Source organism: Actinoplanes octamycinicus, assembly GCF_014205225.1.
GTDB lineage: Bacteria > Actinomycetota > Actinomycetes > Mycobacteriales > Micromonosporaceae > Actinoplanes > Actinoplanes octamycinicus.
The window spans coordinates 8076356-8100240 of record NZ_JACHNB010000001.1 but is presented as its reverse complement, the minus strand read 5'-3'; the positions used below and the strand labels follow the sequence as shown (position 1 = coordinate 8100240).

15 protein-coding genes are annotated in these 23885 nt (G+C 69.9%); 9 read left to right on the top strand and 6 right to left on the bottom strand.

All coding sequences use genetic code 11. The annotated features are described in order from the left end of the window. The first annotated feature begins 98 nt into the window (after positions 1 to 98). Genes BJY16_RS36600 through BJY16_RS36580 form a run of 5 tightly spaced genes read left to right on the top strand, consistent with a single transcriptional unit; the run spans position 99 to position 7191 of the window. Positions 99 to 2051, top strand: a complete 1953-nt coding sequence (locus BJY16_RS36600; protein WP_185044128.1) for a beta-galactosidase — start codon at positions 99 to 101, stop codon at positions 2049 to 2051. Beyond that, positions 2048 to 2914 carry a carbohydrate ABC transporter permease gene (locus tag BJY16_RS36595; RefSeq protein WP_185044127.1) on the top strand — a complete coding sequence of 289 codons (867 nt, stop codon included), beginning with the start codon at positions 2048 to 2050 and terminating at the stop codon, positions 2912 to 2914. The genes BJY16_RS36600 and BJY16_RS36595 overlap by 4 nt, the downstream gene beginning before the upstream one ends. Then, a complete protein-coding gene (locus BJY16_RS36590) occupies positions 2911 to 3753 on the top strand; it encodes a carbohydrate ABC transporter permease (RefSeq protein WP_239177299.1) in 843 nt (280 codons plus the stop codon). Before BJY16_RS36595 ends, BJY16_RS36590 begins: the two co-directional genes overlap by 4 nt. 53 nt (positions 3754 to 3806) lie before the next feature. Further along, complete coding sequence (locus BJY16_RS36585) at positions 3807 to 5102, top strand: ABC transporter substrate-binding protein (protein ID WP_260418354.1); 1296 nt, start codon at positions 3807 to 3809, stop codon at positions 5100 to 5102. A 58-nt stretch (positions 5103 to 5160) separates the two neighbouring features. Further along, a complete protein-coding gene (locus BJY16_RS36580) occupies positions 5161 to 7191 on the top strand; it encodes an alpha-galactosidase (RefSeq protein ID WP_185044125.1) in 2031 nt (676 codons plus the stop codon). Between the two features lie 40 nt (positions 7192 to 7231). On the opposite strand, the gene BJY16_RS36575 is transcribed toward BJY16_RS36580, so the two are convergent. Both BJY16_RS36575 and BJY16_RS48745 read right to left on the bottom strand, forming a co-directional pair. After that, positions 7232 to 9562, bottom strand: coding sequence for an ATP-binding protein (locus BJY16_RS36575; RefSeq protein ID WP_185044124.1), 2331 nt, complete (start codon positions 9560 to 9562; stop codon positions 7232 to 7234). A 213-nt stretch (positions 9563 to 9775) separates the two neighbouring features. Then, entirely contained in the window at positions 9776 to 11191 is a 1416-nt protein-coding gene (locus BJY16_RS48745; RefSeq protein ID WP_185044123.1) for a GGDEF domain-containing protein, read from the bottom strand. A 207-nt stretch (positions 11192 to 11398) separates the two neighbouring features. On the opposite strand from BJY16_RS48745, the gene BJY16_RS36565 reads away from it, so the two are divergent. Continuing rightward, positions 11399 to 13525 (top strand): cellulase family glycosylhydrolase, encoded by a 2127-nt coding sequence (locus BJY16_RS36565; protein WP_185044122.1) that lies wholly within the window; start codon positions 11399 to 11401, stop codon positions 13523 to 13525. Positions 13526 to 13579: 54 nt separating this feature from the next. Here the strand turns inward: BJY16_RS36565 and BJY16_RS36560 are convergent, their stop codons facing one another. Then, positions 13580 to 14191, bottom strand: coding sequence for a DUF4360 domain-containing protein (locus tag BJY16_RS36560; RefSeq protein ID WP_221502078.1), 612 nt, complete (start codon positions 14189 to 14191; stop codon positions 13580 to 13582). A gap of 393 nt (positions 14192 to 14584) precedes the next feature. Here BJY16_RS36560 and BJY16_RS36555 point away from each other — a divergent pair, with 393 nt between their 5' ends. Then, on the top strand, positions 14585 to 15196 hold the full coding sequence (locus tag BJY16_RS36555; protein ID WP_239177295.1) for a DUF4360 domain-containing protein: 612 nt from the start codon (positions 14585 to 14587) through the stop codon (positions 15194 to 15196). 151 nt (positions 15197 to 15347) lie between these two features. Here the strand turns inward: BJY16_RS36555 and BJY16_RS36550 are convergent, their stop codons facing one another. Continuing rightward, on the bottom strand, positions 15348 to 15992 hold the full coding sequence (locus BJY16_RS36550) for a hypothetical protein (protein ID WP_185044120.1): 645 nt from the start codon (positions 15990 to 15992) through the stop codon (positions 15348 to 15350). A 172-nt stretch (positions 15993 to 16164) separates the two neighbouring features. Then, positions 16165 to 16581 (bottom strand): MarR family winged helix-turn-helix transcriptional regulator, encoded by a 417-nt coding sequence (locus BJY16_RS36545; protein ID WP_185044119.1) that lies wholly within the window; start codon positions 16579 to 16581, stop codon positions 16165 to 16167. A gap of 88 nt (positions 16582 to 16669) precedes the next feature. On the opposite strand from BJY16_RS36545, the gene BJY16_RS36540 reads away from it, so the two are divergent. Continuing rightward, positions 16670 to 17926, top strand: coding sequence for an MFS transporter (locus tag BJY16_RS36540; protein WP_203759024.1), 1257 nt, complete (start codon positions 16670 to 16672; stop codon positions 17924 to 17926). Positions 17927 to 18033: 107 nt separating this feature from the next. Then, complete coding sequence (locus BJY16_RS36535; RefSeq protein WP_185044117.1) at positions 18034 to 20853, top strand: hybrid sensor histidine kinase/response regulator; 2820 nt, start codon at positions 18034 to 18036, stop codon at positions 20851 to 20853. 97 nt (positions 20854 to 20950) lie between these two features. Here the strand turns inward: BJY16_RS36535 and BJY16_RS36530 are convergent, their stop codons facing one another. After that, entirely contained in the window at positions 20951 to 23410 is a 2460-nt protein-coding gene (locus BJY16_RS36530; protein WP_185044116.1) for an ATP-binding protein, read from the bottom strand. Positions 23411 to 23885 lie beyond the last annotated feature (475 nt).

The window sequence follows — 23885 nt, the reverse complement described above, 5'->3', positions numbered from 1 at the left end:
TGATCAACGGTGAACCTAATGTGTGCTCGTTCACACATCCGACCTGCGGAGTTTTCCCAACGGAAATGTGTGCACGTGCACAGTGAGGAGAGGCGCCCGTGATCACGCTGGGCTGCGATTACAACCCGGAGCAGTGGCCGGCCGAGGTGTGGGCCGAGGACGTCGCGTTGATGAAGTCCGCGGGCATCGGGCTGGCGGCGGTGAACATCTTCGGCTGGTCCGACCTCGAGCCGCGGGCCGGCGAGTACGACTTCGACCGGCTCGACCACATCGTCGACCTGCTGCACCGCAACGGCATCCGGATCAACCTCGGCACCGCGACGGCGTCCCCGCCGCCGTGGCTGGCGGCCCGCCACCCGGAGATCCTGCCGATGGCCGCCGACGGCACCCGCCGGTACCCGGGCGGCCGGCAGGCCTGGTGCCCGAGCTCGCCGGTGTTCCGCGAGCACGCGCTGGCGCTGGTCGAGCGGGTCGCCGAGCGCTACGGCCAGCACCCGGGGCTGGCCCTGTGGCACGTCTCGAACGAGCTCGGCTGCCACAACGCGCTCTGCTACTGCGATGCCAGCGCGGAGCGGTTCCGGGCCTGGCTGACCGAGCGGTACGAGACCCTCGACGCGCTCAACGCCGCGTGGGGCACGTCGTTCTGGAGCCAGCGGTACGGCGAGTGGTCCGAAGTGTTGCCGCCGCGGACCGCGCTGTCGCTGCGCAACCCGGCGCAGATGCTCGACTTCCACCGGTTCTCCTCCGACGAACTGCTCGGCTACTACGAGGCCGAGGCGGCGGTGCTGCGCCGGCACTCGAGCGTCCCGGTGACCACGAACTTCATGGTCACCGCGCACATCCGCAACCAGGACTACTGGCGCTGGGCGCCGCGGATGGACGTGATCGCCAACGACCACTACCTGGACCACCGGCTCGGGCAGCCGGCCGCCGAGCTGAGCTTCGCCGCCGACCTGACCCGCGGCCTGGCCGGCGGCCGGCCGTGGATGCTCATGGAGCAGTCGGTGGGCGCGGTGAACTGGCAGCCGGTGAACCTGGCCAAGGAGCCCGGCCAGCTGCTGCGCAACACGCTGACCCACGTGGCCCGCGGCGCCGACGCGATCTGCTTCTTCCAATGGCGCGCCTCGGCGCAGGGCAGCGAGAAGTTCCACTCGGCGCTGGTGCCGCACGCCGGCACCGACACCGAGCAGTGGCGCGAGGTCCTCGAACTCTCCTCCGTGCTGACCAGGCTGGCCGAGGTGGCCGGCTCGACCGTGCAGGCCGACACGGCGGTGCTGTTCAGCTGGGAGTCGTGGTGGGCGGCCGAGCAGGAGGGCCGGCCGTCGACCGCGGTGAACTACCTCGACCAGGTGCACGCCGCCCACTTCGGGCTGCGCGAGCTGGGCGTGACCGCCGACGTGATCAGCCCGGACAGCGATCTGTCGCGGTACCGCTTCGTGGTGGTGCCCTGCCTGTACCTGGTGACCGACGAGCAGGCCAAGGCGATCACCGAGTTCGTCGCCGGCGGCGGCCGCGTCCTGGTCACCTTCTTCAGTGGCATCGCCGACCGCGACGACCGGATCCGGCTGGGCGGGTACCCCGGCGCGTTCCGCGAACTGCTCGGCGTCACCGCCGAGGAATTCGCGCCGCTCGTCCCCGGCACGACCGTGACGCTGGACAACGGCGGCAAGGCCGGCCTGTGGACCGAGCGGCTGCGCACCACCACCGCGGAGGTCATCGCCCGGTATGTCGATGGCCCGCTGCCCGGAACTCCGGCGATCACCCGCAACGGCAACGCCTGGTACGTCGCGACCGCCCTCGACCCGGAGGCAATGCGCAGCGTCCTGCGGGCCGCCATCGGACCGGACCAGGGCTTCGAGAACGACGGGTCCGTCGAGGTGGTGCGGCGCGCGAGCGAGGACCGGACGTACGTCTTCGTCATCAACCACGGGACGCGCGAGATCGAGTACGCGGTCACCGGGTGCGACCTGATCAGCGGCGAGATGGTTCGTGGCCGCCTGCGGGTGCCGCCCGGTGGCGTACGCGTCGTGCGTGAGGAGGCCCGGCCGTGAGGAAACGGCATGTCAGCGCGATTCTCTTCTTCGTCACGCCGTTCGGTGTGCTGTTCGCGCTCTTCTATCTGATCCCGATCGGCTACGCGGTGTGGCAGTCGTTCCACACCGTGCAGCGCACCGGCACGTTCGGGCCCGCCAAGGAGGTCTTCGGCGGTCTGGTGCAGTACCGGCAGGTCTTCAGCAACGGGCCGTTCTGGCAGTCGGTCGAGCGGGTGCTGCTGTTCGGCGCCGTGCAGGTGCCGATCATGCTCGGCGTGGCGCTGTTCCTGGCGCTGCTGCTCGACTCCGGCCTGGTCAAGGGCCGGCGGTTCTTCCGCCTGGTGTACTTCCTGCCGTACGCGGTGCCTGGCGTGGTCGCCGCGATCATGTGGGGCTACCTGTACTCGCCGAACCTGTCGCCGTTCACCGCGGTGACCTCGAACGCCGACCTGCTCTCGCCGGGTCTGGTGCTGTGGGCCATGGCGAACGTCGTGACCTGGGTCTACGTCGGCTACAACATGCTGATCATCTACTCGGCGCTGCTCGCCGTGCCGACCGAGATCTACGAGGCCGCGAAGATCGACGGCGCCGGAGCCTTCCGCACCGCGTGGTCCATCAAGATCCCACTGGTGTTGCCGGCGATCGTGCTCACCACGGTGTTCTCCATCATCGGCACGCTTCAGCTGCTGGCCGAGCCGCAGGTGTTCCGCAGCTTCAGCTCCGCGGTGTCCAGCACCTACACGCCGAACCTCACCGTGCTCAGCACCTCGAGCGTCCCGAACTTCAGCCTGGCCGCCGCGTTCTCCGTGGTGCTGGCGCTCGCGACGTTCGTGCTGTCGTTCTCCTTCCTCAAGTTCACCCAGCGCAAGGGGGTGCGATGATGGCTGCCTTCCGGGTGCCGCGGTACGCCGCCATGCTCGTCATGGCTGTCTTCACCCTGTACTTCCTGACCCCGCTGTGGTGGCTGTTCGTCGCCGCCGGCAAGAAGGACGGGCAGGTCACCGAAGGGCGCGGCCTGTGGCCCGACCACTTCGCCCTCGGTGAGAACGTCGCCAACCTGATCCGTTACAACGACGGCATCTTCCTGCGCTGGATGGCGAACTCGATCGCCTACACGGTCGGGGCGGCGCTGATCGGCACCCTGCTGGCCGGCATGTGCGGTTACGCACTCGCCAAGTACGTGTTCCCCGGCCGGGAAACGATCTTCAACATCGTGCTGGGTGGCGTGCTGGTACCGGCGACCGCGCTCGCGCTGCCGCTGTTCCTGATCTTCAGCAAGGTGGAGCTGGCGAACACCTTCTGGTCGGTCTTCCTGCCCAGCCTGGTCAACCCGTTCGGCGTCTACCTCGGCCGCGTCTATGCCGCCGCCAGTGTTCCGGACGAGCTCCTCGAAGCGGCGCGCATCGACGGGTCCGGCGAGGTGCGCTCTTTCTTCACGGTGTCCGCACGCCTCATGGCGCCGGCCTTCGTGACCATTTTCCTGTTCCATTTCGTCGCGGTCTGGAACAACTTCATGTTGCCGCTCATCATGCTCGGCAACGAGCGGTTGTTCCCGGTGACGCTCGGCCTCTACTCGTGGCAGTCCCAGATCAACGGGCATCCCGAGCTGCGGGCCCTGGTACTGATCGGAGCGTTCATCTCGATCGCTCCGATGATCATCGCATTTCTCTCCCTGCAGCGCTTCTGGCGCAGCGGCCTCGGTACCGGCTCGATCAAGTAATCTCCCCAGGAGGAAAAATGCGCTTGCGCGCTCGTTCCATCGCCATTTTGCTGATGTCGACAATGTCAATAGCGGCGTGTTCGTCCGGCGACGACACCTCGGCCGGCACCACCGGTGCGGCGTCGTCCTGCCAGCCGTCCAGCGGTCCGGTCAACCTGACCTACACGACCTGGGTCCCGAACATGGACAAGGTCGTCGCCGTGTGGAACAAGGCGAACCCGGACATTCAGGTCAAGGTGCAGACCGGTCCCAGCGGCAACGCCGGCACCTACCAGAACTTCTTCAACCAGCTCAAGGCCGGCAACGCGCCCGACCTCGGCCACATCGAGTACGACGCGCTGCCCAGCTTCCGGGTGCAGGACGGCCTGGCCGACCTCGGCGGCTGTGACATCGTCACCCAGTCGCAGAGCAAGTTCGTCGACTGGACCTGGAACCAGGTGACCTTCGGCGAGCAGGGCCACGTCTTCGGCATCCCGCAGGACGCCGGCCCGATGGCACTGTTCTACCGCAAGGACCTGTTCGAGAAGAACAACATCCCGGTCCCGGCCACCTGGGACGAGTACGCCGCGGCGGCCGAGAAGGTGAAGGCGGCGGGCGGCTACATCACCAACTTCTCGCAGAGCGACATCAACCAGTTCGCCGGGCTGGCCTGGCAGGCGGGCGCCCACTGGTTCGCCAACGACGGCACCAACTGGAGCGTCACGATGACCGACGACGCCACCAAGAAGGTCGCCGACTACTGGCAGGGCCTGCTCGACAAGAAGCTGGTCTCCTCGGTGCCGCCGTGGACCCCGGAGTGGGACAACGCCTACAACTCGAGCAGCGCGTGGACCTGGGTCTCCGCGGTGTGGGGCGCCAACTCGATCCTCAGCGGCGCGCCGAAGACCTCCGGCAAGTGGGCGGTGGCGCCGATGCCGCAGTGGAACGCGGGCGAGAAGGTCGCCGGCAACTGGGGCGGCTCGTCGACCGCGGTCTTCAAGAGCTCCAAGCACCCGTACGAGGCGGCCAAGTTCGCGCTGTGGCTGAACACTTCCACCGAGGCGCTCACCCTGCTCAACAAGGAGGCCCAGCTGTACCCGGCCACCAAGGAGGGCGCGTCGCTGCCCGCGCTCAAGGAGGGCGTCGCGTTCTACGGCAACCAGCCGATCTATGACGTCTTCGCCGAGGCGTCCACGCAGGTGAAGCCGGACTTCACCTGGGGACCGACGATGACCCAGACCTACGCCGACGCCTCCGACGGTTTCAAGAAGGCCGTCACCGGCCAGGGAACGCTGACGAAGGCGCTCGAGGACGCGCAGGCCAGCACCATCAACACGCTGAAGTCGCAGTCGATTCCGGTCAAGGAATAGCCCACCCGGGCCGGTCCACCGTCCGCGTGGGCCGGCCCCCGTCACCCGGAGCGCCACGTTGCCCCTGATCGAACCGTCGCCGGACGGCGCCACCATAGCCCTGCACACCGAGCACACCACGTACGCGCTGCGGCTCGACCACACCGTCCGCCCGATCCACTGGGGGCCGCGGATCAGCGCCGAGGAGGCGGCGGCCATCCCGGCGTGGCGCTCGCCCTTCGACGACACGTTCGAGGGCCCGCTCGACAGCGCCGAGGACTTCCCGATCGCCGGCGGCGCGATGTTCACCCCGGCGGCGCTGTCCTTCGGCAGCGAGGCCGGCCTCACGGTGGCCGGCCACGAGATCCGCGGCGACGAACTGGTCGTCCGGCTCACCGGCGCGGTGGAGGTGGAGCTGCACTACCGGGTGCGGCCGAGCACCGACGTCATCGAACGCTGGTCGGTGGTCCGGCACACCGGCGCCACCGCGGACGCGATCGTGCTCGACGCGCACGCCGCCGCGGTCTGGTGCCTGCCGGTGCGCGACAACTACCGGCTCAGCCACGTCACCGGCGGCTGGGCCCGCGAGGGCGCGCTGCACCGCGTCGTGCTCCCGGTCGCCGAGACCACGCTGATCAGCCGGCGTGGCGTGACCGGGCACGCCACCAACCCGTGGGTGATGCTCGACGACGGCACCGCCACCGAGGAGACCGGCGAGGTGTGGTCGGCGGCGCTCGCGTTCAGCGGATCCTGGCGGATCACCGTGTCCCGCACCCCGGCCGGCCGTTGCTCGGTGCTTGCCGCCGCCGGCCACGACCGCACGGTGACCCGGCTGCTGCCGGGGGAGCAGGCGGTTTCGCCGGTCTGCGCCGCGCTGTACGCCGATGGCGGGTTCGGCGCGGCCAGCCGCGCCTGGCACCACTACCAGCGTGCGCATGTGCTGCCGCACGCCGGCGAGCTGCGGCCGGTGCTGTACAACTCGTGGGAGGCCACCTCGTTCGACGTCACCGAAGCGGGACAGCGCGCGCTCGCCGAGCGTGCCGCCCGGCTCGGCGTCGAGCTGTTCGTCGTCGACGACGGCTGGTTCGGCGCGCGCACCAGCGACCGCGCCGGTCTCGGTGACTGGTTCGCCAACCCGGACCGCTTCCCGGACGGCCTGCGGCCGCTCGCCGATCACATCCGGTCGCTCGGCATGGCCTTCGGGCTGTGGGTCGAGCCCGAGATGGTGAATCCGGACAGCGAGCTGTTCCGCGCGCATCCGGACTGGACCCTGCACGAACCCGGGACACGTGTCACCGAGCTGCGCCACCAGCTGGTCCTCGACTTCACCCGCGCCGACGTGCGTGACTGGGCCTTCAGGCAGCTCGACCGGATCATCCGGGAGACCGGGCTGACCTTCCTGAAGTGGGACTTCAACCGGGCCGTCACCCAGGCCCGGCCGCAGGCGGCGATCGGGCACGCGCACGGGGTCTATGCCGTCATCGATCAACTGCGCAAGACCCACCCCGGCGTACGCGTGGAAGCCTGCGCCGGCGGTGGCGGCCGCGTCGACCTGGGCATCCTGGCCCGCACCGATCAGGCCTGGACCAGCGACAACACCGACGCCGTCGACCGGCTCGGCATCCAGCACGGTTACACCCAGGTCTATTCGCCCGGCACGATGGTGGCCTGGGTGACCGACAGCCCGAACCCGATCACCGGCCGGGAGGTGCCACTGCCGTTCCGCTTCGACGTGGCGATGGCCGGGGTGCTCGGCCTCGGCGGCGACCTGACCCGGTGGACCGACGAGGAGCTTGCCTACGCGGCCGAGATGATCGCCCGGTACCGGGCGATCCGGCCGATCGTCCAGCACGGAACGCTGTACCGGCTGCTGCCACCGACGGGTTCGCTCGCCGCGTCACAGTACGTGCTGGGCGGCCGGAGCGTCCTCTTCGTCTGGCGCCTCGCCGGCACCGACCGCAGGGTCCTCGTCCGGCCGCGAGGACTGGAGCCGGAGACGACATACCGGGGAGTGTCCGGGGCGGCTCTCATGACGGACGGACTCACCGTCGAGCTGCCCGAGGGCTCCGGCCCGGTGAGCGCGGTCGTGCAGCTCGAACCGGCCCGCTGACCGGCCGCCATTAGCCGTACCTTGTCGGTCGATGTCGCTCTCACCGGCTGACAAAGAAGCCGTCTGGCGGCCGGCTCCCGGCTTGCTGGAGACGGATGCGGATGTGGTCCAGGAGTTGCGCGCTCGTGAAGGGCTTCTCGATGATGGTGACGCCCTCGGGAAGAGTGCCGTTCTCGGCCAGAACGGGTTCGGCGTAGCCGGACATGTAGAGCACCGGGATGCCGGGGCGGGTGGCTTCGATGCGGGCGGCTACCTGGTTCCCGGTCATCTCCGGCATGATCACGTCGGTGAGCAGCAGGTCGATGGGGCCGGGGTGGGTGTCGGCGAGATGCAGGGCCTGTTCACCGCCGCTTGCGGTCAGCACGTGATAGCCGGCGCGGGTGAGGATGCGGCCGGTGATGACCCGCAGGTCGTCCTCGTCCTCGACCATCAGAATGGTCTCGTGCGGCGGCCTGTCGGCGACCGGTTCGACGGGGTCGTGGGTGTCGGATGCGAGGGTGTCCGCAGGGGTGTCGACGGCGGGCAGCGTGACGGTGACGGTGGTACCGATGCCGTTCTCGGAGTAGATGTCCACGTCGCCGCCGGCTGCGGCGACAATGCCGTGCACGGTAGCGAGCCCGAGGCCGGTCCCAGAGCCTTGTGGTTTGGTGGTGTAGAAGGGTTCAAAGGCACGTTCGATCACCTCGGGTGGCATGCCGCTGCCGGTGTCGCTGACACGGAGGCGCACGTAGCGGCCGGCCGGCAGCTGAGAGGCGCCGCTGAGGTCGTCTCCGCCGAGGTCGGCGTTGCTGGTGTCGATGCACACGGTGCCGCCGCCGGGCATCGCGTCGCGGGCGTTGACCACCAGGTTGAGCAGGATCTGTTCGAGTTGGCCGACGTCGGCGTGGACCGGCCACAGCTGCCGGTCCAGGGTGGTGGCCAGGTGGATGTGTTCGCCTATGGTGCGGCGCAGCATCGGCTCGACGTCTCCGACGATCTGGTTGAGGTCGAGGACCTCGGCCTGGATGATGTCGCGGCGGCCGAACGCGAGTAGCTGTTTGGTCAGCCGGGTGGCGCGTTCGGCGGCTCGGCAGATCTGCCTGACGTCCTTACGCGCCTCGGCAAGGTCCTGCGGGTCCGGTACCGGCGCGGTCAGCGTTTCCGAGATCATCTCGGCGTAGTTGCTGATCACCGCGAGGATGTTGTTGAAGTCGTGGGCGACGCCGCCGGCGAGCTGACCGAGGCTTTCCAGCCGGCGGTTCTTCAGCTGTTGTTCCTCCCGTTTATGGGCTTGGACGATCTGCTGTTCCTGTTGTTGCAGGGCGGCCAGCATGGCGTTGATAGTGCTGCCGAGCGCAGCGATGTGGCCCCCGCCGCCGGCGGGCACTCGCAAGCTCAGGTCACCGGACTCCATGATCTTTTCGGTGGTGTGCCGGAGCGGGCCGACCTGTACCTCGACGCTGCTGCGGACCAGCAGGATCATCAGCGCGACGATGACGCCGGCGAACCCGGCAGCGGCCAGCAGCACCATGTGCAGGGTGGTGGAGGCCATCGCGCGCATGGGCCGGTCCCGGGCGGCGTGCAGGCTGACGACCTGCCCGTCGACGCCCGTGACGGTCGCGTGGGCGGTCATGGCATGGCGGGAGAGATCGGTGTTGACCGTCATCGGCCCGAGCAAGGTGGGGAGTTCTCCGTGGCCTACCTGGTCCGGGCCGGGGTCCGAGTTCAGATACACCTGGGTGTCGGTTGCCTCGGACAGGGTGGCGAGCAGGGCGGCGTCGACCGGTTTCAGCATGATCAAGCCGCCGTTGCTGCTGCCTTTGCCGTGCGTGTGGTAGACGGGGAATCCGCAGTACAGGTGCGGTGCCCCGGCGATGGCGACGAATCCGCACGCCGGTGTCCCGGCGGCGGCGTCGGCTTGCCACATGCGTTGCAGGATCGGCGCATCGGGGAACTGGCCGGGCCGATGCTGGTAGACGTCGTTGACCACCAGGCCGCCACCGCGGATCTGCCCGGCTCGGTTCACCGCGATCAGCCCGGCGAAATGGTAGGCGCCACCGATCAGGTGGGGCGGGAAGTTCTTCAGCGCCAGGTCGGGGTCGCCAGTGCGGATGACGTCGACGGCGCCGTTCCAGACCGAGTTGGTGATCCCGAAGTCGATCAGCCGTTGCGCCTGGGCGTTCAACGCCGCCTGCAACCCGGTGGCCTGCCGGACGGCGTCGCGGTGCTCGACCTTGTCGAAGTTGCTGCTGGTCAGCGACCACAGGGGCAGGAACGTCGCCATTGCGGCCACGAGCACACTGGCGCTGATCAGCAGATGCCGGCGCATCTTCTTGTTGCGTAACAGTCCCTTCGGCCCGGCTGAGCCGACCTGGCTGACCGTGTCAACCATCTGGAGCCCCTTAGTGCCCGGTGCGGCATACGGTCTTGGATCGGCGACCGTAGGGTCCGCGTACCTCCAGATCCTGCCACTGTTGCGGCTCCACCGGCCCTGGTTGGCGGCGTTTGGCTGATCGCACGGGCGGTCCGCGACCCCGCGTCGCGCAACCGCCGAGCCTGTTCGACGCAATGCTGGGTCTCGGCCGTCGCCCGGTAAGGAAGTTGGCTACGCCGCGACGACCCAGTTGCCTTTGCCGCGGCTCTTCGCCGCGTACATGGCCTCGTCGGCGGCGCGCAGCGCGGCGTGGCGAGAGCCGGTTGAGATATGGGTGTGCGCGGCGATGCCGACACTGACGCCGACGACGAGGTGCCGCCCGCCGAACTCGACCGGGCGCGACACCTCCGCGACGATCCGCTGCGCCAGCAGTTCCCCGTATGCGGTGTCCGCCGCGGGGCAAGCGATGACGAACTCGTCGCCGCCGAGCCGGACCACCAGGTCGCTGCTGCGAACGGCCGCGCTGAGCCGCTGACCGACCGCCTGCAGCACGGCGTCTCCGGCCTCGTGCCCGTCGCGGTCGTTGATCCCTTTGAACCCGTCGAGGTCGAGGTAGAGCAGCACCCCGGCGGTGTCCTGCTCGAGGTGCTCGGTGAAGGCGGCGCGGTTCGCCAGGCCGGTCAGCGGGTCGTGCCGGGCCTGGTAGGCCAATTGGGCCTGAGTGCGTTCGAGTTCGCGGACGGCTTGCAGGAAGCGGGTCAGCACGCAGGCGATGCAGGCGAGGGTGGCCGCCATCAGGATGGTGCGGCCGCCGGGACCCAGCCCGGTGTGCGTGAGCACGACGGTGGGCGCGGTTGCCAGGGCCGCCCCGAGGAAGAGCACCCGGGCGGGGTGCAGCACCTCGACGGCTCGGCCCGGCTCGGTGAGCTCGTCGCTGCGGTGGTGCAGTCCAGCGCAGGCGAGCAGGCAGTTGCCGAGCAGGACGGCGCCGTCCAAGCTCCACGAGGTGTCGCTGTGCACCACGTAGAAGAGCACGTTGTTGGCCGAATCGGTGAGCAGATACAGCGTGGCGGCGGCGAGCATCAAGTAGGTGGGTCCGCCGCGCCGCCCGGGGGACAGGAACAGCATGAGCACACCGGCGAGCAACATGACGTCGCCGAGGGGGTACAGGGCCGGGGTCACGCTCTCCAGGGTGGTGAAGCCCTCGGCGATGATCGGCAGGCAGAAGTAGACGTAGGCGGCGATCCCGGCGGCGAACGTCAGCGTCAGCGCGTCGAGCACGACACCGCGGACGCGGCCGGCCGCCCGGTAGCGGGCCATCATCAGAAGGGCGGCTGCCATGGCGGGGTAGCCGGAAAGCCACAGCACGTCCGAGAGCCCGACCGGCGGCACGTAGCCGGAGTAGTACTGCACGGTCTGCACGGTGTCGCCGCTGAGCCACAGAACCAGGGCGAAGGCGATCAGGCACCACGGCACCCGGTTACGCTTCGCCGGCTGGCGCGCCGCGGTGATGCAGACGGCGACGGCCAGCGGTACCGCCCACGCGAAGTAGATGATGTCGGAGGTCAGCGTCTCGCGGCGCCACCACATCGCGACCGCCGCCAGCACCGTCGCGCCCAGCAGCACCCAGATCACCTTGTTCTTCACGCCGCGCCATGTCGTCGCGGCACACCCGCCCTTGAGGCGATGTAGCGCACGCCACACCGCCCGCAGGAGGAGTCCGACGCGGCCGCCGTGTTCGGCGTGTTGGCGTCGCCCGCAGTGGCGCGGGGCCGGGCACCATCGCCCCGTCGAGCACCTTGATACCGTTCGATGCCGCGCCGGCGGGGGCCGGGCGGCATCGGGGGAGGATCGATGAGACGGATCACGGCGTGGAGCGTCATTCCGGTCGTGGTGGGGGCTCTTCTCGGCATCGCGGCACCGGGCTCGGCGGCGCCGGCGGCGGTCGCCGAGCCGTACGTGTTCACGGCGGCGGACGTCGGGTTCAGCGACGGCAGCGACACCGAGGGGCGGCCGGAGCGGATCGCGGCGATGGACGACTACCTCGGCGACAAGAAGCCGATCGTCCGCCTCGACCTGCAGTGGGATCGGGTCCAGCCGACCCGCGACGGCGAGCTGAACTGGCAGAAACTCGACCAGAACATCGACGCCGCCCACGCGCGCGGCGTCCGCGTCCTGCTGATCCTCGACTACGCGCCGACCTGGGCGAACGGCGGCCGGGAGCCGCACTGGCTGCCGACCGACACGGAGGCCTGGAAGAGCATCGTCCGGCAGACCGTCGCGCACTTCGGGCCGAAGGTGCAGGCGTACGAGATCTGGAACGAGCCGAACTTCGCCCGGTTCGCCAGCTTCGGGGACAACAGCACCACCACCCGGATGCAGCGCTACTGGGAGCTGGTGGAGCACGCCTACCTGGAGATCGACGCGGGGTGCCCGGCCTGCGTGGTGCTGGCCGGCGGCTCGGGCGGCGGCGACGTCTACGAGAAGGACGGCGTCATCCAGAACGACAACGAGGCCAGTGACTGGCTGGAGTACGGCTACCGCAGCGGCAAGGCCAGGTTCATGGACGCGGTCGCCTACCACCCGTACCCGGACTGGACCGGCGGGCACATCCCGTCGTACGCGCAGGATCCCTGCCACGGCACGGTCAACTGGTACCGCTACTGGTCCGGCTTCGGGCCGGACGACCCGCTCTGCGGTGGCCTGGCCGCGCTGCGCGACGTGATGGTCCGCAACGGCGACGCGGACAAGAAGATCTGGGGCACCGAGTTCGGCTTCCCGAGCGAGGGCTCGCGGCAGCCGCAGACCGTGGAGCGGGTGCGGGACGCGCTGGAGGAGGGTGTCCGGATGTGGCGGTCCCGGCCGTACACCGGACCGTTGTTCCTCTACTCCTTCCAGGACACCGCGGCCGACCACGAGCTGTGCGTGCGGAACCCGCGCGACGGGGAGTGCCACTTCGGGCTGCGCGACAACGCCGGCCGGCCGAAGGAGCCGATGTACAGCGACCTGCGCGGCGTGCTGAACGGCGACGACTGGCTGCCCACGCTGGCGCCGGGCCGCTCGCTGTTCCGCGGCGCGGCGCTCAAGGCGGCGAACGGGCAGTACACCTTCTGGATGCAGGCGGACGGCAACCTGGTCCTCTACGACCTGCGCGGCGGCACGCCGAAGGCGGTGTGGGCGCAGGGCGGCCAGAAGGCGTACCGGCTCACCAACCAGCAGGACGGCAACCTGGTCCTGTACGACTACGCCGACCGGCCGCTCTGGGCCTCCGGCAGCCAGGGCCGGGGCGTCTCGACGCTGCGGCTCGGCGACGACGGCGCGCTGGTGCTCCAGCCCGCGGGCCAGGCGGAGGCGAGCTGGAACTCCAGCGACCTGTTCGCCAGCGGGGTGGAGGAGTTCCAGGCCGGCAACACCTGGACCAACTCGGTCTCGGCCACCGCGCCCGGCGGCGGCCTGCGCAACGTCGGCGGCATCACCGGCACGCTGACCGGGCCGGAGCTGTTCAACGGGACCAGCCCGACCGGCGCGCACTCCGGTGGACGGGTGCTGATGTACTCCGGCAAGGACACCAATGCCAGCTCGTCGTACGCGTACACCAGGGTTTTCGGTTTCGGTGAGCTGACCGTGACACCGGCCAGCCGGTTGTCCTACTGGATCTACCCACAGAGCGGCGCGACCAGCTGGGGGATGGCCACCGGGAGCAACAGCTCGTGCGTCGCGGTCGACCTGATCTGGGTGGACCCGGCCACCGGCGCCCGGAAGAGCCTGCGTGACTCCGGCACCAAGGACCAGCGCGGCAACCGGGCCCATCCGGCGTACCAGTGCGGCAAGCTGACCCTCGACACCTGGAACCTGGTCAGCGTCCCGATCGGCGGGGTGGCCGCCGGCAAGAAGATCGTGCAGCTGGACATCGGGTACGACCAGCCGGCCGCGACCGGCGGTTATCGGGGTTACGTGGACGACGTCCGTATCACCCGGTGACCGGGAGGGGGCGCCGAACGGCTCGGCGCCCCACACCTCGGCCGGCCGGCGCGGTCAGCAGGCGGAGACGCTGTAGTTGAACAGGGTGTCGACGTCGCCCTCGGTGCTGTTCATCGACATCGTGCTGGTGCCGGTGGAGGAGCCGGGACTGACCCGCAGCTCGGTGTTGATGTTGAGGACGCTCTGCGAGCCGCACGCGGCATAGGTCAGCACGGGCGCCACGTCCCAGGTGGTCCAGAGCCCGTTGAGCGGGCCGCTGAACGTCACGTCCTTGCGCTCGGTCGCCGACGACCCCTGCCAGTAGTAGCTGGTGCGCTGCAGGGCGCTCGCGCCGGCCTTGAGCGCGGCCCGGCCCCGGTAGTTGGCCGAGGCAATCGCGATGGTCCAGCCGTCCGGGATGCTGACCAGGACGCCGAGCTGGCAGTTCTTGCGGCGGTCGGCGACGCCGGCGTCGCCGCCGGCCTCGGCCACGAAGTCCCGGTACCGGACCCGGAACCCGGTGTTGTCGCCGTTGCCGACCACCGAGGCGGTGCCCGCGGCGCACCCGGACCCGCTGCTGGCGATCACCTCGACGGTGATCGCGGCCGCGGCCGCGTCGGCTGCCGGGGCGGCGTGCGCGGGCGTGCCGAGCGGCAACGCGAGGGCCGTGATCAGCACGGCCGTCATCACACGTTTGCTGTTCTTCATGGAATTCCTTCCGGAGCAGGGGGGATGGGCCGGGCGCGGTTTTGAACGATTCCAGAATGGCTGCTGCTGCATCCGCGAACACCGTAGTGGCGACCATAAGGCATGCACAAGCATCAATCTATAAATGATCACCGATCGCTCCGGCTGCCGGGTGAAACCCCGCTTAAGCCGCGTAAGGTAGAGGGATAAGACTCTTTTGCGCTGGTTTGGCCTCGGTCGACCTCTTTCCCGGCAGGCACGAAGAAATCAATTGATTCGTTCGATCGCTGTTGACTCGCATTGAAGACAGTCAATAGCTTGTGCTGGCCCGTCCCCGAGCCCGAAGGGAAAGAAATGAAAAGGTTGTTAACGCGCGGATGTGTTGCTCTCGCCGTGCTCGCATCGTCGCTGCTCCTGGCGTCGCCGGCGTCCGCGGGACTCGTCATCACCGATCCGCCGCCCACCGGCGACCTCTCCATCGAACTGGTGGCGATGGCCGGCTCGGGCTGCGCGCCGGGCACCGCCGATGTGGCGGTCTCGCCGGACCACTCCGCCTTCACCGCGATCTACAGCGCCTACCTGGCGCAGGCCGGCCCGGGCGTCCCGGTCACCGAGAACCGGAAGAACTGCCAGCTCAACGTGCTGGTCAACGCGCCCTCCGGGTACACCTTCGCGATCGCCAAGGTCGATTACCGGGGATACGGGTTCTTGCAGCGCGGCGCGACCGCCCAGCAGCGGGCCAACTACTACTTCCAGGGGATGACCGTGGGCAGCTACGCCAACCACGCGATCGCCGCGCCCCTGGACGACAACTGGATCGCCACCGACGAGGTGCCGATCGCGGCGCAGGTCTTCCGGCCCTGCGGCGAGCAGCGCAACCTCAACATCAACACCGAGCTGCGGGTCACCAAGGGCAGCTCCACCGACGTGAGCTACCTGACGATGGACTCCACCGACGGCAGCATCCAGACGATCTACCACTTCACCTGGCTGCGCTGCCGCTGATCAGCATCGGGCACGGCGAGACGTCGAGCCGCTCCGGTCCACGGTGACCCGCGCGGCTCGGCGTCCGGTCGTCATGGTGCCGCCCAGGCTCGGTGGGGGTCTTCGAGCCGGTGGTGGACGCGGTCCGCAGTGCCGCCCGGGCGGGTCGAGGCTAAGCGGACGGTTCGCTGGTCCAGGGAGTGTGCGGGCCGCTCCGGTACGCGCTCTCGCCCGGCTCCAGGTCGAGCACGTCGAGCAGCGTCGGGTCGTGCTCCACGGCGTGGTGCAGATGGCTGATCCGGCCCGTCGCCGGATCGGCGTCGCTGGCGCCGATGAGCTGCCACAGGCCGTCATCAGCGTCGTGGCTGACGTACAGGATCGGCTCGGTCCGCGCGAAGACCTCGGCCGTCTGGATGCTGGTGGTGCCGAGCAGCCAATGCTTCATCCACCGCGCGCGGCGGTCGCGCTCCATCACCCGGTCCACCACCCACCAGATGAACGGCAGGTCCTCGTGCGCGCGGGCCTCGGCAGCGGTCAGGTCGGGACCGCCCTCGGGCACGCGCTCGAACGGCTCGTCGACCAGCGAGCAGGCGTAGCTGCCGTCCTTGCTGAAGATGATCGCGTGGAAGCTGCCGCCTCCCGGGTTGCCGGCGCCGATCCCCACGGTCAGCCGGGCGACGTCCTGCTCGTGCGCCGTCGCCCAGCCGAATGCGTACGACGCGAGCTCGCCGTGCGGCCCGACGAACTCGCCGAAGGCGCGCCGCTCCACACCCGCCTCGAGTGGCGTCTCGATCAGCCGGCCCTCGATCACCTTCACGCGGCCAACCTACCGCAGGACCGGATCACCGCCGGTGCGCAGGACGTCCAGGCAGCAGGCGGCCCGGGTGAGGAGGGGCCGGCCGGTTCGAGCCGCGCGGCCCACCGGCGACGATCTCGGTCGGTCCGCCTTCCGGGTGGGCGGCGCGGTATCTCGTACCGGAAATCGGTTTTCAGTCTGGAGTGACGATCTTGCCGAGGCCCAGCGGGCGGGCGGGTGGCTCGGCGGGCAGCTCGCGGGCCAGCACCTCGCAGTAGGTCGGGTGGGCCTCGGCGTGCCGCGCCCGGCCGGCCTCGGTGAGGAAGACGTTGATGCCGCGGCGGTCGGCCTCGCAGAGCCGCCGCTCGATCAGGCCCTGCCGCTCCAGCCGGCCGATCAGCCGGGACAGCGCGCTCTGCGTGATCGGGACGACGTCGGCGATGTCCTGCACCCGCGGCTTGCCGCCCTCGGCGACCTCGGCGAGCTGATCGAGGACCTCGAACTCGTGGCAGCTGAGCCCGTGCCGCTGGGTGAGGACCTGCTCCAGCGCGTTGCCGATGCGCACCTGGCGGGCGGCCAGCTGCCGCCACTGGCCGACGAGATCCTCCATGTGCCGACCCTATCACATGCACCTGCACTAGATGCGTGCTCATTTAGTTCTTGTGCATTAGATGCATGTGCACGTAACGTCCCTCGATATGAGCCGCATCGAGCCGGACATCTGGTCCCGCAACTTCCGGTACTACTTCACCGCCCGCAGCGCGGGCCTGCTCAGCTGGGCGATGCTGCCGGTCGCGGTCGCCGCCGGCCTGCTCAGCGCCGGCTACGCCCTGGACGTCGCCGGCTACGCGATGGCCTTCCTGGTCGGCCCGTTCGCCGTGCTGGTGCTCTTCGGCGGCGTGCTCGCCGACCGGTTCACCGCCCGCCGCATGATGATCGCCGCCGACCTGGCGAACCTCGCCGCCCACGTGCTGCTCGCCGGGCTCTTCCTACGTGGCATCGACCACCTCTGGCAGCTCTACGCGCTGCTGGTGGTGGCCGGCACCGCCAACGCGATGTTCCAGCCGGGCGCCGCGTCGACCGTCCCGCTGGTGTCCCGGGACGTGCAGGGCGCCAACGGCGTGCTGCGCACCTCGGAGGCGCTCACCGGGCTGGCCGGCCCGGCGCTGGCCGGCGCCCTGGTCGGCCTGGGCGCCACCGGCGGCGTCATGCTGATCTCCGCGGTGGCCTACGGGACCAGCGCGGCCTGCCTGCTGGCGCTCCGCCTCGGCGCGGTGCCCGCCCCGCCGGCCGGCGCCGGACTGTGGCGCAACCTGGTCGTCGGCTGGCACGAGTTCCGGTCCCGCACCTGGCTCTGGGGCGTGATCGTGATCTGGATGGGCTTCGCCGTGCTCTCCTGGGGCCCGCAGCTCTCGGTCGCCGCCGGGGTCCTCGTCCCGGCGCACGGCGCGACCGCGTTCGGCCTGCTCAACTGCGCTCTCGGGGCGGGCACCGTGGCCGGCGGCCTGCTGGCGATCCGGTACAAGCCGGCCCGGCCGCTGGCCGCCGGCGCGGTGGCGATCCTGGGCTACCCGATCTATCCGCTCGGCATCGTGCTCGGCTGGCCGGTCGCGTTGCTCGCCGTGGCCCAGGTCGTGGTCGGCGCCGGGATCGGGGTGTGGGGCGTGATGTGGGCGACCAGCGTGCAGACCCAGGTGCCGGGGGAGGTGCTGAACCGGGTGCACGCCTACGAGGTGGCCGGCTCGGTCGGCATGTACCCGATCGGCAGCGCGCTGGCCGGCCCGGCGGTCGCCGCCTTCGGCACCGACCGGGTGCTGCTGGTCGGCGCGGTGGCCGGGCTGCTCACCGGCCTGGCGTTGCTGGCGGTCCGCCCGATCCGGATGCTGGGGCGGGCGCAGGCCCGCGTCGAGGAGCCGGCCCGGGAGTGGTCAGCGACGGGAGATCACCCGTCGTAGGGTCCCGGCGGCACTCGGACCAGGTGCCGAGGTGAGGTCATCGGCGGGTGGAGTTGCGGTTCGGGTAGCCCGCTTGAAATGGTCAGCCGGCCGACGATGACTGCTGTGTGATCGCGACAAGGAGTCTGCCGACCCGCCGGCCGGCGTTCGCGTCCCGGCTGGTGGGCCGGCTGCGCCGATGGACCATCGCACGGATGCTGACCGCCGGATACGTGTGTGCGGTCGCAGCGCTGGTGATCGTCGGTGGCAGCGCCTTCGTGCGCATCGGATCGCTGGTGGACGACCGGGTGCCGGTCGAGCAGGCACACCGGGTGCTGGCCGAGCTGTCCCGGCTGGTGAGCCAGGTCGACGACGCCGAACGCGGCCAGCGCGGCTTCGTGATCACCGGTGACGAGCAGTACCTGCAGCCGTACCAGGAGGCGATCACCGCGATACCCGGCACGGTCACGGTCATCGAGCAGCTCACCGCCGGTGACCCCACGCAACGGCGCCTGCTGACCCAGCTGCGCGCACCGTTGCACGCCAAACTCGACGAGCTCGCCGAAACTGTCACGCTGCGCCGCACCCGCGGCTTCGCCGCGGCGCAAACGGTCGTGAACACCGACCGTGGCGCCGCCTACATGACCCGCGTCGAAGACACGATCGAGGCGATGCGCCGGCATGAGCAGCAGGTGCTGGACCGGCACCTGCAGGCCAGCGCTGCCGCCGGGGCACAGACCCGCCGGGTGATCCTGTGGGGCTCGCTGGCCGCGGCGTTGCTCGTCGGCGCCGGCGCCGGCTGGGCCACCCGCAAGGTCAGCAAGAGCATCTCCGGCGTGACCGCCGCCGCGCGGGCGGTCATCGCCGGCCAGCAGGCGCCGCAGCACCGTGTCCAGGGCACGGCAGAAATCACCGAGATGGCGCAGGCGGTGAACACCGCCACCGAAACCGTGCTCGCCGCCCGCGACGAAGCGGTGAACGCGGCCCAGGCGAAATCAGCGTTCCTGGCCACGATGAGCCACGAGATCCGCACCCCGATGAACGCCGTCATCGGTATGACCGGACTGCTGCTCGACACCGAGCTGACCGCGGAGCAGCGGGAGTACGTGACCACCGTCCGCGACAGCGGCGAAGCACTGCTGGTGATCATCAACGACATCCTGGACTTCTCCAAGATCGAGTCGGGGCAGCTGGACCTGGAAGACGCCACGTTCGAGCTACGCGACTGCATCGACAGCTCGCTGGCCCTGGTCGCCGTGCACGCCGCCGACAAAGGCCTGGAACTCATCGCCCAGGTGGACGCGTCGTGTCCCGCTCTGCTGCGCGGAGACGTCACCCGGCTGCGGCAGATCCTGGTCAACCTGCTGTCGAACGCGGTCAAGTTCACCGCCACCGGCGAAGTCGTCGTCACGGCCACCGCCGAGCACCACGGCGACGAAGCGGTACGACTGCACCTCGCCGTGCGTGACACCGGGATCGGTATCCCCGCCGACCGCACCGACCGGCTGTTCCGCTCCTTCAGCCAGATCGACAACTCCACCACCCGCCTCTACGGCGGAACCGGGCTCGGACTGGCGATCAGCCGCCGCCTCGCCCAGGCCATGGACGGCGACATCACCGTCACCAGCACGCCAGGCGTCGGCTCGACCTTCACCACGACCGTCATGCTGCACGCCTGCCCACAACCGGCCGACACCGTGCCGGCGACCCCGGCAGGCCGGCGGGTCCTGATCGTCGACGACAACGCCACCAACCGCGCCGTGCTGCAAACCCAGCTGACCAGCTGGGGCATCACCTGCGTCGCCGTCGGCGGCGCAGCCGAGGCACTCGCCGCGATCGACAACGGCGGCGCCTTCGACGTGGCGGTACTGGACATGCACATGCCCGACACCGACGGCCTGCAGCTGGCCCACATGCTTCACGCGCGTGCCGCGGCTACCGGCGTCACGCTGATGCCGCTGGTACTGCTCAGCAGCGTCACCTGGCGTCCCGAGCCAGGCCAGCGCGACGTGTTCGCCGCCGTCATGGCCAAACCCGTACGCCCGGCAACCCTGCGCACCACGCTGACGCAGATCCTCACTCCCGAGCTGGCGGCCGGCGTGGCGCAGCCCGCTACCGCACCACCGGTGGCCCGGCCGGCCCGCGTCCTGCGGATCCTGCTGGCCGAGGACAACCAGATCAACCAGAAGGTCGCCCAGACCATGCTCGCCAAGCTCGGTCACCGCGTCGACGCGGTCGCCAACGGCCTGGAAGCCGTGCACGCCATGCTGCGCGCCGACTACGACGTCGTCCTGATGGACATGCAAATGCCCGTCCTCGACGGCCTCGACGCCACCCGCCGCATCCGCGCCGAGATCCCGGGCGCCCGCCAACCGCGGATCATCGCCATGACCGCCAACGCCCTGCAGGAAGACCGGGCAGCATGCGCGGCCGCCGGCATGGACGACTTCCTCGCCAAACCGGTACGTCCCAGCGACCTGGCCGCCGCACTCGACTCCGCCGCCGACCGCACGCCGCGCGACGGCGACCCCGCCGGCAAGCCGGTCACCGAGCCAGCCGTCCCGCAAGCCCGTGAGCACGCCATCCGGACCCGGCTCGACGAGATCACCGACGGAGACCCCGGACCGGCGGAGCGCCGGCTGCTGAACCGGATCCTCACCTCGTTCATCAGCAAAACCCCGGACAGCGTCACCGAACTGCAGCAACTGCTCACCACCGGGGACGCCGGAGCGGTCCGCGATCACGCTCACGCGATGAAGGGCTCCGCGGCGAACCTCGGCGCCACCACTCTCGCCGCCCTGCTCGCCGATCTGGAACACACCGCCCGCGCCGGAAAGCTCCCCGAACCTGACACCACCGTCGCCGCCCTCCGTGACGAGCTGCGACAACTGCTTCCCGTCCTGCGGACGATCGCTGCAGAACTGGCCGACGAGCACGTCCCGGCCTGACCACAGCCATCTGGTGTGCCGGCTGGTCACGGTGGGGGCACCGCCTCCGCCGGCCAGGTGGCACGGCGGCAGTTCCGGAACACCTATGTTGCCGGCGTTACAGCCGGGACCGGTGCTGCGGCAGGCGGACTCGGACGATGGTGCCGGTGGGCTGGTTGTCGTCGAGGGTGATGGTGCCGCGGTGGTGGCGCACGATGGTCTGGGCGAGGCTGAGGCCCAGGCCGCTGCCGGAGATGCCGTGGTGGCGCACGTTGCTGCCGCGGTAGAAGCGGTCCAGTGCCCGTTCGTGTTCCGCGTCCGGGATGCCGATCCCGTGGTCGGCGATGGTCAACTCGGCGAGCCCGCCGTGATCTTGCAGGGTGACCGTGATCCGGCTGTCGGGTGGGCTGTAGGTGATGGCGTTGGCGAGCAGGTCGTCGACGACCTGGCGGAGCCGGGCCGGGTCACCGCCGACGTGCAGCTGGTCGGGCAGGTCGGTGTCGATGCCGGGCCGGCTGGCGGCGGTGATCGCGTCGGACACGACCCGGGAGAGGTCGACGTCTTGAACGTTGAGCGGTATCTGCCCGGAGTCGAGGCCGGCGAGGTCGAGCAGGGTGTCCACGATCCGCTGCAGGGTGCTGGTGTTGCGGCCGATCACCTCGATCATGTGCCGATGGTCGGGGTCGAACGCGGTCGCTTCGTCGGCGAGCAGGCCGACGTTGGCCGCGATCGAGGTGAGCGGGGTGCGCAGTTCGTGGCCGACCAGGTCGATGAAGTCGTCCTGGGCGCGGGTCAGCTGCCGGGCGAACTGTTCCGAGCGGCGCAGCGCCACGTAGACACCGATCTGCGCGGCGACCCCGTCGAGCAGCACGGTCAGCAGATCCTCGTGGAACTCCGGAGTGTTCGCGTAGCAGGTGAGCACGCCGAGCAGGGTGCCGCCGTCACGCACTGGCACCGCCAGCACGGTGCGGATGCCCCGGCCGAGACAGATCCGGATGCGGTCCAGCTCGTATGGTGTGGGCTGCTCCAGACCGGCGATGTCGGGCACCCAGATCGGCTGGCCGCTGTCCCAGACCCGGCCGGTGATGCCCTGGCCGCGGACCGGGGTGTGCCCGAAGAACCCGTCATCGTGGTGGCCGGTGGCGTCGTAGTGCCCGGCCGAGCGCAACAACCCGGTGACCTCATCGAGAAGGAACAACTCCGCGCACGGCCAGCCCAGCGCGGAGGTCACCGCCCGCAGAATGTCCGGCGCCGCGTCGGCGGCCGACTTCGCGACGCGAAATTGCTGTTCGACCTCCTGATGACAGATGCGGAAGCGTTCCACGCGGCGCAGCGCGGTGACTTCGTGGGCCACCGCGACCGCGCCGAGCCGGCGGCCGTCGGCGCCGACGATCGGCTGGGCAGTAGCGGAGAACCGGCGCGTCCGGTGACCTGGAACGATGGCGATCACATCGGCGTCGACGACATGCTCGCCGTGCAAGGCCCGCATCAGCGGTGTCTGCTGCCACGGCATCGGCCGCAGGTCGGGGTAGCGCAGCAGACTTCCCAGCGTCGCGGGATAGTCGGCCGGCAACGGCGCGTCCTTCGGCCACCCCCGGACCTCGCGCAACGCGTGGTTGAGCAGTACGACTCGGCCGGTCTCGTCACAGGCGACCACCCCGACCGAGAGGCTGTCCAGCAGCGCGGTCAGGAAGCTGCTGTGCCGGTCGACGAGCTGCTCGGCGGCGTTCTGCTCGGTCAGGTCGGTGAGGAAGACGCAGGCCAGGGCGCCGGCGGCGCTGCGGATCACGGACAGCGAGGCCCGTACCGGCAGCCGGTGCCCGTCGCGGTGTCGCATGGTCAGGCTGCGCAGCACCGGCCGGCGCGGCGCCGCCTCGAACAGCCGGCCCAGGGCCAGGTCGATCGGCTGCCCGTCGTAGCCGGGCATCAGGCTGGCGTCCAGGTGCCGGCCGCACACCTGCTCGGCGGTGTAGCCGAACAACCGCTGGGCGGCCTGGTTGAAACCGACGACGACGCCGTCCGGATCGACGGCGAGGAAGGCTTCCTGCACGCTGTCGAGCAAGGCCCCGGTATTCAGCCCGTCCACCGCTTCCGGCCCGGCCGGCTGATCCGCATCGTGCAGTAGCGCGGCGACCTCGGCCAGGGTGCTCAGGTGCTCCACCGGCCACGGCCGGGCCACGATGTCCAGGACGGTCAGCGACCCGACCGGCAGGCCGCCCGCGTCGCGCAGTGGCACCCCGGCGAACGCGCGCACCCCGAACTGTCGCGCCAGCGGATGTTCGCGCAGTTCCGCGTCCTGCTCGGCGAGCAGGTCGGCGGACCAGACCGGCTGGTCGAGGCTGACGATGTACTTGCACACCGAGTAGGTCAGCGACGCCCGCCCGTCGCCGGTCAGCTCCGGGGGCAGCTTGTGGACACCCGCGAAATGCTCCTGTACGTCGTCGACCAGCGTGATCGCCGCCATCGGCGCGTTCAGCAGCCGCGCCGCCAGCCGGGCGATCGCATCCATCGGCGGCGGCGCGGCCGGCCATCGGCGGCGGACGGCGCCCACCGCCGCCAGCCGCACCGGATCGCGCAACACTGCCTCGTTCAACCGAACCACGAGCGGTCCCATCTAGCGGTGATCATCGGGAAGCTGAGGAAGCGACGACTGCGTGGCGCACCACGTCATGATCTTGATGGCGACTTTCCTTCGCCGGGCATTACCGTCTGTGTCGGATCTATTCCCCCCGGAGAAACTATTCCTGCCGGTTGCGCCCCGCTGACAGCCGGGATCGTCGCCCACCTGCACGCACCACTGGACCCGCAACGGCCGGCACTGTCGGTGGGGTGCTGCTGCCCGAGGAGGCACACGAAAGCCGCGACGCAGGAGCCCGCACCCATCGGCACCAACCACACCCGCCCCTCATCGCACGACCCGGAAGGGTGACCCACACTCCGGCACACCCGATCACGTTCTACCATTTGCGGATCGCATTAATCTGAAGTTACAGAATTCTTCAAATCGACAGTGAGCCGGTTTCAACCCCAACATCCAAGGCCGCCGAGTGCTG